At 70.9% G+C, this 13,680-nt stretch carries 13 protein-coding genes; all 13 read right to left on the bottom strand.

Annotated features, from left to right (window positions below; all coding sequences use genetic code 11):
* Positions 1-10: 10 nt before the first annotated feature.
* Positions 11-310: an NADH-quinone oxidoreductase subunit NuoK gene (gene nuoK / locus AB0R04_RS16585; RefSeq protein ID WP_030060110.1), complete on the bottom strand. Its 300-nt coding sequence runs from the start codon at positions 308-310 to the stop codon at positions 11-13.
* A complete protein-coding gene (locus AB0R04_RS16590) occupies positions 307-1,305 on the bottom strand; it encodes an NADH-quinone oxidoreductase subunit J (protein WP_363371700.1) in 999 nt (332 codons plus the stop codon). The genes nuoK and AB0R04_RS16590 overlap by 4 nt, the downstream gene beginning before the upstream one ends.
* Positions 1,302-1,904 (bottom strand): NADH-quinone oxidoreductase subunit NuoI, encoded by a 603-nt coding sequence (gene nuoI, locus AB0R04_RS16595; protein ID WP_363371702.1) that lies wholly within the window; start codon positions 1,902-1,904, stop codon positions 1,302-1,304. The genes AB0R04_RS16590 and nuoI overlap by 4 nt, the downstream gene beginning before the upstream one ends.
* A gap of 6 nt (positions 1,905-1,910) precedes the next feature.
* Positions 1,911-3,239, bottom strand: coding sequence for an NADH-quinone oxidoreductase subunit NuoH (gene nuoH / locus AB0R04_RS16600; protein WP_363371705.1), 1,329 nt, complete (start codon positions 3,237-3,239; stop codon positions 1,911-1,913).
* Positions 3,236-5,770, bottom strand: coding sequence for an NADH-quinone oxidoreductase subunit G (locus tag AB0R04_RS16605; protein WP_363371707.1), 2,535 nt, complete (start codon positions 5,768-5,770; stop codon positions 3,236-3,238). Before AB0R04_RS16605 ends, nuoH begins: the two co-directional genes overlap by 4 nt.
* Positions 5,767-7,128 (bottom strand): NADH-quinone oxidoreductase subunit NuoF, encoded by a 1,362-nt coding sequence (gene nuoF, locus AB0R04_RS16610; protein ID WP_363371709.1) that lies wholly within the window; start codon positions 7,126-7,128, stop codon positions 5,767-5,769. Before nuoF ends, AB0R04_RS16605 begins: the two co-directional genes overlap by 4 nt.
* Positions 7,128-7,907, bottom strand: a complete 780-nt coding sequence (gene nuoE, locus AB0R04_RS16615) for an NADH-quinone oxidoreductase subunit NuoE (protein WP_363371778.1) — start codon at positions 7,905-7,907, stop codon at positions 7,128-7,130. Before nuoE ends, nuoF begins: the two co-directional genes overlap by 1 nt.
* A 17-nt stretch (positions 7,908-7,924) precedes the next feature.
* Positions 7,925-9,301: an NADH-quinone oxidoreductase subunit D gene (locus AB0R04_RS16620; RefSeq protein ID WP_363371711.1), complete on the bottom strand. Its 1,377-nt coding sequence runs from the start codon at positions 9,299-9,301 to the stop codon at positions 7,925-7,927.
* Positions 9,301-10,014, bottom strand: a complete 714-nt coding sequence (locus AB0R04_RS16625) for an NADH-quinone oxidoreductase subunit C (RefSeq protein WP_363371713.1) — start codon at positions 10,012-10,014, stop codon at positions 9,301-9,303. The genes AB0R04_RS16620 and AB0R04_RS16625 overlap by 1 nt, the downstream gene beginning before the upstream one ends.
* Positions 10,011-10,565: an NADH-quinone oxidoreductase subunit B gene (locus tag AB0R04_RS16630; RefSeq protein ID WP_063348147.1), complete on the bottom strand. Its 555-nt coding sequence runs from the start codon at positions 10,563-10,565 to the stop codon at positions 10,011-10,013. Before AB0R04_RS16630 ends, AB0R04_RS16625 begins: the two co-directional genes overlap by 4 nt.
* A 100-nt stretch (positions 10,566-10,665) precedes the next feature.
* A complete protein-coding gene (locus AB0R04_RS16635; protein WP_030060100.1) occupies positions 10,666-11,025 on the bottom strand; it encodes an NADH-quinone oxidoreductase subunit A in 360 nt (119 codons plus the stop codon).
* A 698-nt stretch (positions 11,026-11,723) separates the two neighbouring features.
* A complete protein-coding gene (locus AB0R04_RS16640) occupies positions 11,724-12,404 on the bottom strand; it encodes a response regulator transcription factor (RefSeq protein WP_363371716.1) in 681 nt (226 codons plus the stop codon).
* Positions 12,401-13,525, bottom strand: coding sequence for a histidine kinase (locus AB0R04_RS16645; RefSeq protein WP_363371719.1), 1,125 nt, complete (start codon positions 13,523-13,525; stop codon positions 12,401-12,403). Before AB0R04_RS16645 ends, AB0R04_RS16640 begins: the two co-directional genes overlap by 4 nt.
* Positions 13,526-13,680: the final 155 nt, after the last annotated feature.

Here is a 13,680-nt window from a genome sequence, read left to right on the forward strand (position 1 = left end):
GGCCCTCCGCCTACAGCTTCATCAGATTGCTGTCGTCGACCGAAGCGGAGTGCCTGGTCCGGAAGATGGAGACGATGATGGCGAGGCCGACCACGACCTCGGCCGCCGCGACCACCATCGTGAAGAACGCGATGATCTGACCGTCCAGGGTGCCGTGCAGCCGGGAGAAGGTCACCAGGGCGAGGTTCGAGGCGTTCAGCATCAGCTCCACGCACATGAACAGCACGATCGCGTTGCGCCGGATCAGCACTCCGGCCGCGCCGATGGTGAACAACAGGGCCGCGAGGTACAGGTAGTTGACCGGGTTCACTCCGCTCCCCCCTCGTCGGCGCGGCCGTTCAGGCCGTCCTTGCCGTTCAGGCCGTCCTTGGCATTCAGACCGCCGTTGCCGTTCAGACCGTTCGGACCGCCGTTGCCGTCCTTGCCGTTCACCGATGCCGGCACCGACGCCGGCACCGGCTCCAGGGACTTGCGCGGTCCGGCGACCGCCGGCCGCTCGGACGACGGCCGGCCCAGCCAGTCCGCCGTGGTGTTCTCCAGCTCGGCCATCCGCCGCAGCATCTCCTGACTGACGTCCCGGACCTGGCCGCGCTCGCGCAGCGTCGCCATCACCGAGTCCTCGGCGATCGTGCCGTCCGGCAGCAGCGCCGGAACGTCCACCGCGTTGTGCCGCGCGTACACGCCCGGCGCCGGCAGCGGCGGCAGCTGGAGGTTGTCCACGACCCGCTGGGCGGCCAGCTCGCGCTGCGTCTTCGGCGCCTTCACGTGCTCGCGGTGGGTCAGCACCATCGCACCGATCGCCGCGGTGATCAGCAGCGCGCCGGTGACCTCGAACGCCCACACGTACCGGGTGAAGATCAGCCGGGCCAGGCCCGGCACATTGCCCTCGGCGTTCGCCTCGGACAGGCCGGTGAAGTGGTCCAGCCGCGCGTTGGCGATCCCGGCGATCAGCAGCACGCCGAAGCCCAGCCCGCACAGCACCGCGGCGACCCGCTGGCCCTTCAGCTGCTCCTTCAGGGAGTCCTCGCTGGTGACGCCGACCAGCATCACCACGAACAGGAACAGCATCATGATCGCGCCGGTGTACACGACGATCTGCACCACGCCCAGGAACACCGCGCCCTGCGCCATGTAACAGACCGCCAGCGCCATCATCGTGGCCGCCAGGCACAGCGCGCTGTGCACGGCCTTGCGCATCAGCACCATGCCGAGCGCGCCGCCGACCGCGAGCACCGCGAGCACCCAGAACTGGACGGCCTCCCCGACGGAGGTCGTCCCGGTCGCGGCCAGGTTGAGGGAGGTCACTGCTGGACCTCCCGCTCCCGGTCGGTGCGCTCCTGCTGGACCGTCCCGGGCGCCGCCGCGGTGATCTCGCCCCGGTAGTACGCGCCCTCGTCGGCGCCCGGGAAGATCGAGTGCGGGGAGTCCACCATGCCCTCGGACAGGCCGACCAGCAGCTGCTCCTTGGTGAAGATCAGGTCCCGGCGCGAGGAGTCGGCCAGCTCGTACTCGTTGGTCATGGTGAGCGCGCGGGTCGGACAGGCCTCGATGCACAGCCCGCACAGGATGCAGCGGGCGTAGTTGATCTGGTAGACCGCGCCGTAGCGCTCGCCCGGCGAGTAGCGCTCCTCCTCCCGGTTGTCCGCGCCCTCCACATAGATGGCGTCGGCCGGACAGGCCCACGCGCACAGCTCGCAGCCGATGCACTTCTCCAGGCCGTCCGGGTGCCGGTTCAGCTGGTGGCGGCCGTGGAAGCGCGGAGCGGTGGGCTTCTTCTGCTCCGGGTACTGCTCGGTGAGCCGCTTCTTGAACATGGCCTTGAAGGTCACGCCGAAGCCGGCGGCCGGGCCGAGGATCGACGGCTTGTCGGGCCGCTCGGCCCGCTCCGTCTGGTCGGACGACATCTCGGTTCAGCTCCCTTCGGTATGGTCGGCCCCGTTGAGGGCGTCCTGGAGTTGCTTCGGGGCCCGGCTGCGCCGACGCGGCACCGGCGGGAGCTCCTGTCCGGGCAGCGGGGGCACCGGGTAGCCGCCCGCCATCGGGTCGAACTCCCCCTTCGGCAGGGTTGGTTCGGGCTCGGGTTCCTTCTTCAGGAAGTCCCGCAGCAGGGCGAGCAGCAGGATCGCCCCGACCGGCGCGCCGACGTACAGCACCACCTCGCCGAAGCCGTAGCCCTCGTTGCGCAGCGCCCGCACGCTCGCGATCAGCACCAGCCACACCAGCGAGACCGGGATCAGCACCTTCCAGCCCAGCTTCATGAACTGGTCGTAGCGGAACCGGGGCAGCGTGCCGCGCAGCCAGATGAAGAAGAACAGCAGCAGCTGGATCTTCAGCGTGATCCACAGCATCGGCCACCAGCCGTGGTTGGCGCCCTCCCAGAAGGTCGACACCGGCCACGGGGCCCGCCAGCCGCCCAGGAACAGGGTGGAGGCCACCGCCGAGACGGTCACCATGTTGACGTACTCGGCCAGCATGAACATCGCGAACTTCAGCGAGGAGTACTCGGTGTTGAAGCCGCCGACCAGCTCGCCCTCGGCCTCCGGGAGGTCGAACGGCGCCCGGTTGGTCTCACCCACCATCGCGATGATGTACACGATGAACGACACCGGCAGCAGCGCCGCGAACCAGGTCGGCTGCTGGTGCGCCACGATCTCCGAGGTCGACATCGACCCCGAGTAGATGAACACCGCCGCGAAGGACAGGCCCATCGCGATCTCGTAGCTGACCATCTGCGCGGCCGAGCGCAGCCCGCCCAGCAGCGGGTACGTCGAACCGGACGACCAGCCCGCCAGCACGATGCCGTAGATGCCGATCGAGGCCGTCGCCAGGATGTACAGCAGCGCCACCGGGAAGTCGGTCAGCTGCATCGCCGTCCGGGTGCCGAAGATCGACACCTCGTTGCCGGCCGGCCCGAACGGGATCACCGCGAAGGCCATGAACGCCGGGACGGCGCAGACGATCGGGGCCAGGATGTAGACCACCTTGTCCGCGCCCTTGACCACCAGGTCTTCCTTGAGCGCGAGCTTCACGCCGTCCGCCAGGGACTGCAGCATCCCCCACGGCCCGTGCCGGTTCGGCCCGATGCGCAGTTGCATCCAGGCCACCACCTTGCGCTCCCAGACGATCGCGATCAGCACCGTCAGGACCAGGAAGCCGAAGCAGAACACCGCCTTCAGCAGCACCATCCACCACGGGTCCTGCCCGAAGAAGTGGAGCGTCTCGTACGGCTGCGGAGTCATCGCTCCTCCCCTTCACTGCCCGCTTCGCCCGCCGCGGCCTCGGCCCGGACGGCCGGCTCGGGGGCGGCCACGGCGATCGTGACCAGATGGCCGACGGTGGTGCCGAGCGCGCGATGGGCGCCGCCCGGCGTGGAGTTGAGCGGGATCCAGACCGTGCGGTCCGGAATCGAGTCGGTGACCTCCAGCGGCAGGGTCAGCGAGCCGGCCGGGCCGGTCAGCCGCAGCGCCCCGCCCTCCCCGGCGCCGGCCTCCGACGCGCCGATCTCCTTCGCGGTGGCCGGCGAGACCCGGGCCACCGCCCGGTGCCGGGTGCCCGCCAGGTGCGGATCGCCCTGCTGCAACGTGCCGTTGTCCAGCAGCTGACGCCAACCCGCCAGCACCGCCTGGCCGGTGGCCGGGCGGGGCAGCACGCCGGGGTGCGCGGCCGGGTCCGCGGACCGGTCACCCGCCCACGGGGTGAAGTGGTCCAGCTCCAGCCGGGCCGCCCGGACGTCCGGCAGACCCAGCCGGTGGCCCAGCGCCTCCGCCAGCATGGTCAGCACCCGCAGGTCCGGGTACAGATGGCGGCCCATCTGCTGATCGGGCTTGAGCGCCGCCTCGAACATCCGCAGCCGGCCCTCCCAGTCCAGGAAGGCACCGGCCTTCTCCGCCACCGCCGCCACCGGCAGCACCACGTCCGCGCGCGCCGTCACCGCGGAGGGCCGCAGCTCCAGCGACACCACGAACGGCACCGCCGCCAGCGCCGCGTCGGCCAGCGCCGGATCCGGCAGGTCGTCCGGGTCGACGCCGCCGACCAGCAGCGCGTCCAGCTCACCGTGCGCCGCGGCCGTCAGGATCTGGCCGGTGTCCCGGCCCGGCCCGGACGGCAGCTCCGCCACCCCCCACACCCCGGCAGCCTCCGCCCGGGCGGCCGGAACCGCCACCGGACGGCCGCCGGGCAGCAGCCCCGGCAGCAGGCCCGCCTCGACCGCACCGCGCTCACCCGCCCGGCGCGGCACCCACGCCAGCCGGGCGCCGGTCGCGTGCGCCAGCCGCAGCACCGCCGTCAGCGCGCCCGGGGCCGCGGCCAGCCGCTCGCCCACCAGGATCACCGCGCCCGGGCCGCGCAGCAGCTCGGCGGCCCGCCCGGCCTCGTCGTTCAGCGGCTCGTCGGCGGCCAGCGCGGCGAACCACTCCGCCTCCGTGCCCGGGGCGGCCGGCAGCAGCGCGCCGCGCAGCTTGGCCAGGCCCCGGGAGGCGAACGCCGCCACCGAGTACACCTTCAGGCCCCGGTCGCGGCTCGCCTTGCGCAGCCGCAGGAAGACGATCGGCGACTCCTCCTCCGGCTCGAAGCCCGCCAGCAGCACCGCCGACGTCTGCTCCAACTGCTCGTAGGTCAGGCCCTCGCCGTCCACGTCCACCCCGCGCCCGGCGACGGCGGCGGCCAGGAAGTCCGCCTCCTCGCCGCTGTGCGGGCGGGCCCGGAAGTCCACGTCGTTGGTGCCGAGCACCACCCGCGCGAACTTCCCGTACGCGTAGGCGTCCTCGACGGTCACCCGGCCACCGGTCAGCACCCCGGCGCGGACGCCGCGCAGTCCCTCGGCGGCCCGGGCCAGCGCCTCCGGCCAGGAGACGGGCACCAGCTCGCCGTCCACCCGCACCAGCGGGGTCGCGATCCGATCCCGCTGCTGGGCGTAGCGGAACGCGAACCGGCCCTTGTCGCAGTTCCACTCCTCGTTGACCGCCGGGTCCTCGCCCGCCAGCCGGCGCAGCACCTTGCCGCGCCGGTGGTCGGTGCGCTGGGCGCAGCCCGCGGAGCAGTGCTCGCACACGCTCGGCGAGGAGACCAGGTCGAACGGGCGGGAGCGGAAACGGTAGGCCGCCGACGTCAAGGCGCCCACCGGGCAGATCTGGATGGTGTTCCCGGAGAAGTACGAGTCGAGCGGCTCGTCGTCCCCGGTGCCGACCTGCTGGAGCGCGCCGCGTTCCAGCAGGTCGATGAACGGGTCCCCGGCGATCTGCTGCGAGAAGCGGGTGCAGCGCGCGCACAGCACGCAGCGCTCCCGGTCCAGCAGCACCTGGGTGCTGAGCGGGATCGGCTTCTCGTAGGTGCGCTTCATCCCCTCGAAGCGGGTGTCGGCGTCACCCGTGGACATCGCCTGGTTCTGCAGCGGGCACTCGCCGCCCTTGTCGCAGACCGGGCAGTCCAGCGGGTGGTTGATCAGCAGCAGCTCCATCACGCCGCGCTGCGCCTTCTCGGCCACCGGCGAACTCACCTGGGTGCGCACCACCATGCCCTCGGCGACCGGGATGGTGCAGGAGGCGACGGGCTTGCGCTGGCCCTCGATCTCGACGATGCACTGCCGGCAGGCGCCGGCCGGGTCGAGCAGCGGGTGGTCGCAGAAGCGCGGGATCTGGGTGCCGATCCGTTCGGCGGCCCGGATCACCAACGTCCCCTTGGGGACCTGCACTTCGACGCCGTCGATGGTGAGCGTGACCAGCTCGACCGCGGCCTTGTCGCCCGTGGAGGTGGATGGCTCTGTGATCGTCACGCGTGCACCTCCCTTTCGGTGGCGGACTGGTGGCCGGGGCGGGGGCCGTCGGCCCAGACGGTGGAGGCGGCCGGGTCGAACGGGCAGCGGCGCTCGGCCAGGTGCTGCTCGTACTCGGCCCGGAAGTGCTGGAGGGAGGAGACGATCGGGCTCGCGGCGCCGTCGCCCAGTGCGCAGAAGGACTTGCCGTTGATGTTGTCGGCGATGTCGAGGAGCTTCTCCAGGTCCCCCTCGACGCCCGCGCCCGCCTCGATCCGCTTGAGCAACTGGACCAGCCAGTAGGTGCCCTCGCGGCAGGGGGTGCACTTGCCGCAGGACTCGTGGGCGTAGAACTCGGTCCAGCGGGTGACCGCCCGCACCACGCAGGTGGTCTCGTCGAAGACCTGCAGCGCCTTGGTGCCGAGCATCGAGCCGGCCGCGCCGACACCCTCGTAGTCCAGCGGGACGTCCAGGTGCTCGTCGGTGAACATCGGGGTGGACGAGCCGCCCGGGGTCCAGAACTTGAGCCGGTGCCCAGGGCGGACGCCGCCGCTCATGTCCAGCAGCTGGCGCAGCGTGATACCCAGCGGCGCCTCGTACTGGCCGGGGTTGGTGACGTGGCCGGAGAGCGAGTACAGCGTGAAGCCGGGGGACTTCTCGGTGCCCAGGCCCTTGAACCACTCCTTGCCGCGGGCCAGGATCGGCGGCACCGAGGCGATCGACTCGACGTTGTTGACCACCGTCGGGCAGGCGTACAGGCCGGCGATCGCCGGGAACGGCGGCCGCAGCCGGGGCTGGCCGCGGCGGCCCTCCAGCGAGTCCAGCAGCGCCGTCTCCTCGCCGCAGATGTAGGCGCCGGCGCCGGCGTGCACGGTGATGTCGAGGTCGACGCCCGAACCGAGGATGTCCCGGCCGAGCAGCCCGGCCTGGTACGCCTCGGCGACGGCCGCGTGCAGGCGGCGCAGCACCGGGACGACCTCGCCGCGCAGGTAGATGAACGCGTGGTCGCAGCGGATCGCGTAGGAGGCGATGATCATGCCCTCGATCAGCGCGTGCGGGTTGGCGAACAGCAGCGGGATGTCCTTGCAGGTGCCCGGCTCGGACTCGTCCGCGTTGACCACCAGGTAGTGCGGCTTGCCGTCGTTCTGCGGGATGAACTGCCACTTCATCCCGGTGGGGAAGCCGGCGCCGCCGCGACCGCGCAGCCCGGAGTCCTTCACCAGGGCGATCACGTCGTCCGGCGGCATCGCCAGGGCCGCCTTGAGGCCGTCGTAGCCGTGGTGGCGGCGGTAGGTGGCCAGCGTCCAGGGCCGGTCGTCGTCCCAGGAGGCGGACAGGACGGGGGTGAGCAGCTTCTCGGCCGGCTCGGCGGCGGTCATCACGCTTCCGTCCCTTCGTGGCCGGTGCCCTCGTGACCGGTGCCCTCGTAGCCGGTGCCTTCGTGGCCGACGCCCTCGTGGCGGGGCGCGACGACCTTGGTGCCGCCGGTGCCGGGCAGCGCCTCGCCCTTGGCCAGGCGCAGGCCCGCCAGCGAGGGCGCGCCGCCCGCACCGGACTCGTCGTTGGCACCCGGGCGCTCGTCGGGGAAGCCCGCCAGGATCCGGGCGGACTCCTTGAAGGTGCACAGCCGGGCGCCGCGGGTCGGCCGGACCTCCCGGCCCGCGCGCAGGTCGTCGACCAGCCGCTTGGCGCTCTCCGGGGTCTGGTCGTCGAAGAACTCCCAGTTGACCATCACCACGGGCGCGTAGTCGCAGGCCGCGTTGCACTCGATGTGCTCGATCGAGATCTCGCCGTCCCCGGTGGTCTCGTTGTTGCGCACGCCGAGGTGCTGCTGGAGCTCGTCGAAGATCTGGTCGCCGCCGAGCACCGCGCACAGGGTGTTGGTGCAGACCCCGACGTGGTACTTCCCGGCCGGGCGCCGCCGGTACATGGTGTAGAAGGTGGCGACGGCGGTCACCTCGGCGGTGGTGAGGTCCAACTGCTCGGCACAGAACCGGATACCGGTCGGGCTGACGAAGCCCTCCTCGGCCTGCACCAGGTGCAGCAGCGGCAGCAGCGCCGACCGGGCCTGCGGGTAGCGGCCGATCAGCTCCGCGGCGTCGGCGGCCAGCCGGGCGTGCACCTCCTCGGGGTACGGTGTGGCCGGCAGCGCCGGCATCCCCAACTGAACGTCTGTCACCGGTCCACGCCTCCCATCACCGGGTCGATCCCGGCCACCGCGACGATCACGTCGGCGACCTGGCCGCCCTCGCACATCGCCGCCATCGACTGCAGATTGGTGAACGACGGATCCCGGAAATGGACCCGGTACGGGCGCGTCCCGCCGTCGCTGACCACGTGCACGCCCAGCTCGCCCTTGGGCGACTCGACCGCCGCGTACGCCTGGCCGACCGGGACCCGGAAGCCCTCGGTGACCAGCTTGAAGTGGTGGATCAGGGCCTCCATCGAGGTGCCCATGATCTTGCGGATGTGGTCGAGCGAGTTGCCCATCCCGTCCGGGCCGACGGCGAGTTGGGCGGGCCAGGCGATCTTCTTGTCGGCCACCATCACCGGGCCCGGCCGCAGCCGGTCCAGGCACTGCTCGACGATCCCCAGCGACTGCCGCATCTCCTCCAGGCGGATCAGGAAGCGGCCGTAGGAATCGGCGCTGTCCGCGATCGCGACCTCGAAGTCGTAGTCCTGGTAGCCGCAGTACGGGTCGGTCTTGCGCAGGTCGTGCGGCAGGCCGGTGGCGCGCAGGATCGGGCCGGTGGCGCCGAGGGCCAGGCAGCCGGGCAGGTCGAGGAAGCCGACGTCGACCAGGCGGGCCTTGAACACCGGGTTCCCGGTGGCCAGTTTGTCGTACTCGTGCATCCGGGAGCGCAGGGTCTTCACGCACTCGCGGATCTGGTCGACGGCGCCGGGCGGCAGGTCCTGGGCGAGGCCGCCGGGGCGCATGTACGCGTGGTTCATGCGCAGGCCGGTGACCAGCTCGAAGACGTCCAGGATCAGCTCGCGGTCGCGGAAGCCGTAGATCATCAGGGTGGTGGAGCCGATCTCCATGCCACCGGTGGCCAGGCAGACCAGGTGCGAGGCGATCCGGTTGAGCTCCATCATCAGCACCCGGATCACGGTGGCCCGGTCCGGGATGTCGTCGGTGATGCCGAGCAGCTTCTCGACGGCCAGGCAGTACGCGGTCTCGTTGAACAGCGGGGTCAGGTAGTCCATCCGGGTCACGAAGGTGGTGCCCTGGACCCAGTTGCGGAACTCCATGTTCTTCTCGATGCCGGTGTGGAGGTAGCCGATGCCGCAGCGGGCCTCCTTCACCGTCTCGCCGTCGATCTCCAGGATCAGCCGCAGCACGCCATGGGTGGACGGGTGCTGGGGGCCCATGTTGACGATGATGCGCTCGTCGTCGGCCCGGCCGACCGCCTCGACCACCTCGCCCCAGTCGCCGCCGGTGACCGTGAAGACCCGGCCCTCGGTGGTCTCCCGGGCCTCTGCCTGCTCGGCTCCTTCGTGGGGACGAGTCCCTTCGTCGTGCCGAGCCTCTTCGTCGTGCCGAGTACTCATCAGCTGTACGACCTCCGCTGGTCGGGAGCCGGGATCTGGGCGCCCTTGTACTCGACGGGGATGCCGCCGAGCGGGTAGTCCTTGCGCTGCGGGTGGCCCAGCCAGTCGTCCGGCATCATGATCCGGGTGAGCGCCGGGTGGCCGTCGAAGACCAGGCCGAAGAAGTCGTAGGCCTCGCGCTCGTGCCAGTCGTTGGTCGGGTAGACGCTCACCACGGAGGGGATGTGCGGGTCGGCGTCCGGCGCGGTGACCTCCACCCGGATCAGCCGTCCGTGGGTGATCGACCGCAGGTGGTAGACCGCGTGCAGCTCGCGGCCCTTGTCGTCGGGGTAGTGCACGCCGCTCACGCCCAGGCACAGCTCGAAGCGCAGCGCCGGGTCGTCGCGCAGGGTGCGGGCGGTCCGGAGCAGGTGGGCGCGGTCGATGTGGAAGGTGAGCTCGCCGCGGTCGACGACGGTCTTCTCGATCACCTCGGCCGGGTCCAGGCCCTGCTCCTCCAGGGCGCCCTCCAGCTCGTCGGCGACCTCGTCGAACCAGCCGCCGTACGGCCGTTCGCTCGGGCCGGGCAGCACGATCGGCGCGGCCAGGCCGCCGAAGCCGGAGGTGTCACCGCTGCCCAGGGCGCCGAACATGCCCTGCCGGCGGCCGACCACCTCGACCGGGATCTCGCGGACCGGGTGCTCACGACGGGTCTCGGGTACCTGCTCGTTCATCGCAGCAACCCCCGCATCTCGCTGACCGGGGTGGCCTTGAGGGCGAGCGCCTCACCGAGCTCCTCGGCCCGGATCCGGTTCGCACCCAGCGGCTCGTGCTGGATCTTGTCGTGCAGCTTCAGGATGGCGTCCATCAGCATCTCCGGGCGGGGCGGGCAACCGGGCAGGTAGATGTCCACCGGGACGATGTGGTCGACGCCCTGCACGATCGCGTAGTTGTTGAACATCCCGCCCGAGGAGGCGCAGACGCCCATCGAGATGACCCACTTCGGGTTGGCCATCTGGTCGTACACCTGGCGCAGCACCGGGGCCATCTTCTGGCTCACCCGACCCGCCACGATCATCAGATCGGCCTGCCGGGGGGAGCCCCGGAACACCTCCATGCCGAACCGGGCCAGGTCGTAGCGGCCGGCGCCGGTGGTCATCATCTCGATCGCGCAGCAGGCCAGACCGAAGGTGGCCGGGAAGAGTGACGCCTTGCGCACCCAACCGGCGGCCGTCTCCACGGTCGTGAGCAGAAAGCCGCTCGGCAGCTTCTCCTCGATTCCCATCAGATCCCTCTCAATGCCCTCAAGAAGCCCTCAAGTCCTGTGGTACGTCGGCCCGTTCGGGCTTGTCCGCTCGTTCACAAAGGCGGCGGCCACCCCGCGCTCAGTCCCACTCCAGGCCGCCGCGGCGCCACACGTAGGCGTAGGCGACGAAGACCGTGGCGATGAACAGGAGCATCTCGACCAACCCGAAGATCCCCAGGGCGTCGAAGGTCACCGCCCAGGGATAGAGAAAGACGATCTCGATGTCGAAGACGATGAAGAGCATCGCCGTCAGGTAGTACTTGATCGGGAACCGACCGCCGCCCACGGGCTGCGGGGTCGGCTCGATGCCGCACTCGTACGCCTCCAACTTGGCCCGGTTGTAGCGCTTGGGGCCGGTGAGTGAGGCCATCACGACGGAGCCGACCGCGAACGCCGCCGCGATGGCACCGAGTACGAGGATCGGCGCGTAGGCATTCATAGCCCCCGCTCCCTCCGTCCAGTCGTCCTTGACTGCAGATCGGAACCGGCAGGTCACGCTGAGGTGAACCCGCGTTCCGGTTCCCGGGATCCACCTCATGTGAGGCAGTTCACAAAGCCTGGAACGAGCGCATCCTATGCCCGTCGGCTTGTGATCTGCGACACGCAGTTCAACGTCATCTTTGTGATCTACGCCACGATGAGAATCGTGCCGAATATGAACATGCCCAGAGTTGTCAACACAAAGAAGTCAAATGGTCACAACCAGTCGCATTTACTTGTGAAGCGGCTGGTCAGAGCCGCGCTCCTATACCAACTATGCGTCGACAGGAGCAAATTTCGAGGCGTCATGTTGACGTGTTATAGCGGCTCACTCTGAGGGGTGGCGGGGGGCCGAACGCTCGCTTGACCCTTCGTTCACAAGCGCGCGAAACGGTCCTTGGGGCCCTCCCCCCTCCCCCCACCCCGCCCGCCCCCCGCCCACCCCTCTCCTGCGCTGGGCCATGCCCGGCCCAGCGCGCGGCGCCCCGGCCTCCGTGCGCTGCCCTTCCCTCGGGGCCCTTCCCTCGGGGCCCTTCCCTCGGGGCCCTTCCCTCGGGGCCCTTCCTCGGGGCCCTTCCTCGGGGCCGCTGCCCTCTGACCTCGCGCCCGCGTCCGGGCTCGCCCCACCGTTCACCGGGGCCGGTTACCGGCTACCGGCTACCGGCCCTGCTCCCAGACCCAGGCCGCGATGCCCACCCGGTTACGGGCACCGAGCTTGCGCTGGACGTTGGCGAGGTGGTTCTTGACCGTCCCCGGCGAGATGAACAGCCCCGCTCCGATCTCGGCGTTCGTCGCGCCGTCTGCCACCTGTTCGGCGATCTCCCTTTCTCTCGCGGTCAGTTCCTCGATCGGGCCGGCTATCAGCGGCGCCGCCGCCGAAAGCCCTGCTCCCGCCGTACGGTCGCTCCCGGGCGCCGTCATGTGCCGCAGCAGCCGGACGGTGACCTGTGGACTGATCAACGCGTCCCCGGCCATCGCCGCCCGCACCGCCTCGATCAGCAGCACTGGCCCTGATCGCTTCAACAGGAAGCCGGCCGCCCCATGCCGCAGGGCCGTATGCACGTACTCGTCCAGGTCGAAGGTGGTCACCACGATCACCTTGCACTCGCCAGCCAGCTGCCTCGTGACCTCCAAGCCGTCGAGCCTCGGCATTCGAATGTCCGCGAGCACGACGTCCGGTCGAAGCCGTCGGGCCTCCTCCACCGCCGAGGCACCGTCCGCCACCTCCGCCACCACCGACATGTCCGGCTGAACGTCCAGGATCATCCGGAACGCGGTGCGGACATCGGCCTGGTCGTCCGCGACCAGGATCCGGATCGGCCCTGTGCTGCCGATCATTTCCACCTCTCCCCTGAACTGGTCCTCACCGGAATCACTGGTTTCTCCTGACTCTCCTGTCGTTCCTGCATCTCCAGCGGCAGTCTCGCCGCCACCCGCCAGGCCTCCCGCTCCTCCGTACCTGCCGCGAACGTGCCGCCGAGCGCCTCCACTCGGGCCGCCAGCCCCGGCAGTCCACTGCCGCCGCCACCGCGCGGGCGCCCACCCGCGCCGGGTGCGATTCCGTCGTTCGTCACGGTCAACTCCAGCCACCCGCCCGCGTGACGGGCACGGACCTCGACCGTCCGGGCGCCCGCAGCGTGCCGCCGGACGTTGGTCAGCGCCTCGACCACGATCCGGTGGACCGTGCCCTCCACCTCCCGGGGGACCGGCCCGTCCGGCAGCTCCAGCCGGACCTCGGCGCCGCCCAAGGCGGTGAACCGCTCTGCCACCTCCGCCAGTTCGGCCAGCCCCTGTTGCGGCCCGCGCCCACTCCCCTCCTCCGTGCGCAGCAGCTGAACCGTCCGGTCCAGCGAGGCCAGGGCTCGCTGCCCGGCCTGTTCTATCCGCTCGAACATCTCCACCGCCCGGGCTGGGTCAGCCGCGGCCAGGTACACCCCGGCCTGAGCCTGGGCGACCATGCCGCTCACGTCGTGCGCCACGAAATCGTGCAGGTCGTGGGCCAGTTCGAGCCGCTGGGAACGCCTGGCCTCGGCCACCGCCCGACACCGCCCCTCGTCCAGGCCGCGCAGGTAGAGCCCGGTCAGGACGGCCGGCAGGGCCAGCATCGACCCGAATCCGAAGAGGGTGAGCACGTCTCCGGGCCCGCCGATCGCCTCGAACCGGGACGGCCAGAGCGCGACCGCGCCGCAAGCCGTCCACGTCGCCAGCGCGCACCGGAGGCCGTCCTCGACGCGCAGGGCGAGGACCACGGACAGCAGGAGGGCGGCCAGTTCGACCAGGCCGACCAGCCCGGGCCACCGGTCCGACTCCGTCCAGCGGCCGGTGAGCCAGACGGCAACCGTGACTGCGGCCGACATCGCCCCGGCCGTCGCGGTCACGACCGCCATGCCCTGGCGCCTGCGCGCCGCCCGGACCAGCGGAAGCGCGGCCGGGACGATCACCGCCAGCATCTGATTCATCGCCATCTCCTCCCTTCGACTGCCGCCACGTTACGACGCGGCGCAGGTTGCCCGCCTGTGCCGATCGGCATATTTCAGAGGCCTGTTGAGCAGGGAGAACAGCCCGATCGGCAGCTGCCGCTCGCCGCGTGGAACGGCCAGGCTTGAGCCATCGA

Origin of the sequence: Kitasatospora sp. NPDC056731 (assembly GCF_040687675.1) — a bacterium.
Classification (GTDB): Bacteria; Actinomycetota; Actinomycetes; order Streptomycetales; family Streptomycetaceae; genus Kitasatospora.

Coding starts and splice junctions, on each gene's coding strand:
- nuoI (WP_363371702.1), bottom strand. CDS start 1,904: ATGTCGTCCGACCAGACGGAGCGGGCCGAGCGGCCCGACAAGCCGTCG.
- nuoH (WP_363371705.1), bottom strand. CDS start 3,239: ATGACTCCGCAGCCGTACGAGACGCTCCACTTCTTCGGGCAGGACCCG.
- nuoF (WP_363371709.1), bottom strand. CDS start 7,128: ATGACCGCCGCCGAGCCGGCCGAGAAGCTGCTCACCCCCGTCCTGTCC.
- nuoE (WP_363371778.1), bottom strand. CDS start 7,907: ATGCCGGCGCTGCCGGCCACACCGTACCCCGAGGAGGTGCACGCCCGG.
- AB0R04_RS16620 (WP_363371711.1), bottom strand. CDS start 9,301: ATGAGTACTCGGCACGACGAAGAGGCTCGGCACGACGAAGGGACTCGT.
- AB0R04_RS16625 (WP_363371713.1), bottom strand. CDS start 10,014: ATGAACGAGCAGGTACCCGAGACCCGTCGTGAGCACCCGGTCCGCGAG.
- AB0R04_RS16630 (WP_063348147.1), bottom strand. CDS start 10,565: ATGGGAATCGAGGAGAAGCTGCCGAGCGGCTTTCTGCTCACGACCGTG.
- AB0R04_RS16635 (WP_030060100.1), bottom strand. CDS start 11,025: ATGAATGCCTACGCGCCGATCCTCGTACTCGGTGCCATCGCGGCGGCG.
- AB0R04_RS16640 (WP_363371716.1), bottom strand. CDS start 12,404: ATGATCGGCAGCACAGGGCCGATCCGGATCCTGGTCGCGGACGACCAG.
- AB0R04_RS16645 (WP_363371719.1), bottom strand. CDS start 13,525: ATGAATCAGATGCTGGCGGTGATCGTCCCGGCCGCGCTTCCGCTGGTC.